3 protein-coding genes are annotated in these 3,703 nt (G+C 75.3%); all 3 read left to right on the top strand.

Annotated elements, in window-relative coordinates; all coding sequences use genetic code 11:
• Nucleotides 1-1,403, top strand: a 1,403-nt coding sequence (locus AB0I76_RS25080) for an amylo-alpha-1,6-glucosidase (protein ID WP_357040106.1), incomplete at its 5' end; no start/stop codon positions are given.
• A 143-nt stretch (nt 1,404-1,546) separates the two neighbouring features.
• Nucleotides 1,547-2,878 carry a glycosyltransferase family 4 protein gene (locus AB0I76_RS25085; RefSeq protein WP_357040108.1) on the top strand — a complete coding sequence of 444 codons (1,332 nt, stop codon included), beginning with the start codon at nt 1,547-1,549 and terminating at the stop codon, nt 2,876-2,878.
• Nucleotides 2,879-2,968: 90 nt separating this feature from the next.
• Nucleotides 2,969-3,703: serine/threonine-protein kinase (locus tag AB0I76_RS25090; protein WP_357040111.1), on the top strand; the 735-nt coding region annotated here is incomplete at its 3' end.

Genomic DNA, 3,703 nt, shown 5'->3' on the forward strand with positions numbered 1-3,703 from the left:
CGTTCCGCCTGGCCGGGCCGGGCTGGTCCCCGGAGGGCCAGTGGTGGGTGGGCGCGCACCACCGCGAGGAGGCCGCGCGCGGCCTGCACCCCGACGAGGACCTGTGGCACGCCGGCCGGTTCTCCGGCGCGCTGGAGCGGCCGGGCGACACCGTGTCGGTGCTCGCCTGGGCGGGCGACCTGGCCGACGAGCCGCCGGAGGCGACCGAGGTGGTGGCGGCGGCCCGGGCCCGCAACCGGGCCGTGGTGACCGCGGCGGAACCGGCCGACCCGGTGGAGGCGACGCTCGCCCTGGCCGCCGACGCGTTCGTGGTCGGTACGGCGAACGGGCCGGACGTGGTGGCCGGCTACCCGTGGTTCGGCGCCTGGTCGCGGGACACGATGATCTCGTACGAGGGCCTGTTCCTCTGCACCAACCGGGCCGCCGAGGGGCGGGAGTTGCTGCGGTCGTACGCGGCGACCCTGTCCGAGGGCATGCTGGCGAACACAGCCGACACCGGGCGGGTGGAGTACAACACGGTCGACGCGACGCTGTGGTTCCTGCACGCGGTGAGCCGGCACGTGACCGTCATCGGCGACACCGACCTCGGCGGCGAGCTGCTGCCCGCGCTGCGGGGTGTCGTGGACGCGCACATGGCCGGCACCCGGTTCGGCATCGCCGTCGACCCCAACGACGGGCTGCTCACCCAGGGCGGCACCCCGGGCACCGCGCTGACCTGGATGGACGCCCGGGTGTACGGGGTGCCGGTGACCCCGCGCACCGGCAAGCCGGTCGAGGTCAACGCGCTGTGGATCAACGGCCTGGCGGGCCTTGCCGAGTTGGCCGAGCTGGCCGGGCAGGACGCCGAGGACCTGCACCGGCTGCACGAGCGGGCGGCGAAGGCGTTCCGCGACCGGTTCCCGTCCCCAGCCGGCTGGCTGCACGACGTGGTGGACGCGCCGGCGCCGGCGTACCCGCTGGGTGGGGCCGCGTACCACGACGACGACGTGCTGCGCCCCAACCAGCTGCTGGCCTGGTCGCTGCCGTACGCCCCGCTGGAGCCGGACGAGCCGACCCTGCGTCGGGTGGCCGCCGGGCTGCTCACCCCGCTGGGCCCGCGCAGCCTGTCCCCGGACTCGCCGGAGTTCCTCGGGCGGCACCGGGGCGGGCCGGCCGAGCGGGACGGCGCCTACCACCAGGGCACCGTGTGGCCGTGGCTGCTCGGCCCGTACGCCGACGCGGCCCGGCGGGCGCGGCTCGGCGTCGACGACCTGTTCGTGGGCATCGAGGCGCACCTGACGGAGTACGGCCTGGGCTCGGTCAGCGAGACCGCCGACGGCCTGCCACCGCACCAGGCGACCGGCTGCCCCTTCCAGGCCTGGTCGGTGGCAGAGCTGCTCCGGGCGCGGAGCGACCGCCGGTAGCGATTTACACGACGGCAACGGTCGCGTCTCCGCTGGTTAGCCGGATGCCAGCAGGATGGGTTCCGATCCAGTTACACGCCTGACGGGCATCGATTCCGGTGCCGGTCGGCGCGGGCTCGGGGACAACTCAAAGGGGGCGCCGCGTGTCACCAGAGGCCGACGTGATCGACATCCACCCCGCCCGGCACCAGCGCGTGCTGATGCTCTCCTGGGAGTACCCGCCGGTGCTGGTCGGAGGCCTCGGCCGGCACGTGCACGCCCTGTCGGTGGCGCTGGCCGCCGCCGGGCACGAGGTCACCGTCGTCACGCGACACACCGAGGGCGCGCCCCTGGAGGAGTACGCCGACGGGGTGCGCATCCTGCGCGCCGCCGAGGACCCGGTGGCGTTCCCGCTGGCCACGTCGTCGTTGCTGGCCTGGACGATGGCGTTCAACCACACGCTGACCCGTGCGGCGCTGCGGGCCACCGAGTCCGGCGCGTACGACGTCATCCACGCCCACGACTGGCTGGTCGCGCACACCGCGGTCACGCTGGCCGAGCACCTGGACCTGCCGCTGGTCACCACGATCCACGCCACCGAGGCGGGCCGGCACCAGGGCTGGCTGCCCGAGGACATGAACCGCACGATCCACGGCGTGGAGCACTGGTTGAGCAACGCCTCCACCCGGGTCATCGCCTGCTCCGGCTACATGCGCGACCAGGTCGCCCGGCTGTTCGCCGTGCCGGACGCCCGGCTCGACGTGGTGCCGAACGGGGTCGACGACCGCGCCTGGCACGCCCGGCCCCGGGCGGTCGCCGCCGCCCGCGCCCGGTTCGCCGGGGACGGCCCGCTGGTCGGGTACGCGGGCCGCCTGGTTTACGAGAAGGGCGTGCAGCACCTGGTCGACGCGGTGCCGCACCTGCTCCAGCGGCACCCCGGCCTGCGGGTGGTGATCGCGGGCGACGGCCCGTACCGGGACGAGCTGGTCGAGCGGACACGGCGCCTGGACCTCGGCGAGTCGGTCCGCTTCGCCGGTTTCCTGGACGCCACCCAGTTGCCGGCGGTGCTGGCCGCCACGGACGCGACGGTGGTGCCCAGCCTCTACGAGCCGTTCGGGATGGTGGCTCTGGAGGCGGCGGCAGCCGGAGCACCCCTGGCCGTGGCGCGCACCGGCGGCCTGGCGGAGATCGTCGAACCCGGCATCACCGGCGTGACGTTCCCCCACAGCGACCCGGACGCGCTCGCCGGTGCGGTCGGCCACCTGCTCGGCGACGAGGTCTTCGCCCGGCGGGTGGCACGGCGGGCCCGGACGATGGTCGGCGAGCGGTACGGCTGGGCGACGATCGCGGCCCGGACCGCCGCCACGTACGCCACCGCGCGCCGGGAGCACGGGCCGGTGCAGGTCCGCCGGGTCACCGCCCGGCTGGGCGGTGGCCGGCAGGCGATCGTCATCCCGGAGGGGAACCTGCTCGCCGTCGGCGGCACCGCCTGCTAGGAGGACCGGGAAACCCGCCCACAGTGGATAGGCGACTCCCGATCTCCTGGCTAAGGTGTACGCCGGGCGGGGCCGGGGCGGGGGTGGAGTGTGGAGCAGCGGCTGGTCGCCGGGCGGTACCGCCTGCTCGACCTCGTCGGGCGCGGCGGCATGGGCCGGGTCTGGCGGGCCCGGGACGAGGTGCTGCACCGCGAGGTCGCGGTCAAGCAGGTGGTCCCGCCGAGCTGGCTCACCGATGACGAACGCGACGAGCTGCGCTCCCGGGCGCTGCGCGAGGCGCGGACGGCCGCCCGCATCGACCACCCGAACGTGGTCCGCGTCTACGACGTGGTCCGGGTCGGCGACAGCCCCTGGATCGTGATGGAGTACGTCCCGTCCCGCACCCTCCAGGACGTCCTGGACGCCGACGGTCCGCTGCCGCCGGACCGGGCGGCGGCGGTCGGGCTGGCACTGCTCGCCGGGCTGCGCGCCGCGCACACCGCGGGTGTCCTGCACCGCGACGTCAAGCCGCAGAACGTGCTCGTCGCCCATGACGGGCGGGTGCTGCTCACCGACTTCGGGCTCGCCGTGTTCGACGGCGGCGACGGGGCGATGACCCGGCCCGGCATGGTCCTCGGCTCCCCGCAGTACGTCGCCCCGGAGCGCGCCGCCGAGGGCGTGTCCAGTGTGGCGGCGGACCTGTGGTCGCTGGGGGCGACGCTGCACGCCGCGGTCGAGGGCCGGTCCCCGTACGCCCGGAGCACCGCCATGGGGTCGAACTGGTGGATCTGGTCGGGCTCTACCACCTCGCCGCGGAGGCCACCGGCCGCACCGACTGCGGTCCAC

The organism is Micromonospora sp. NPDC049799 (assembly GCF_040656655.1).
In the GTDB taxonomy this organism is placed as follows: Bacteria; Actinomycetota; Actinomycetes; order Mycobacteriales; family Micromonosporaceae; genus Micromonospora.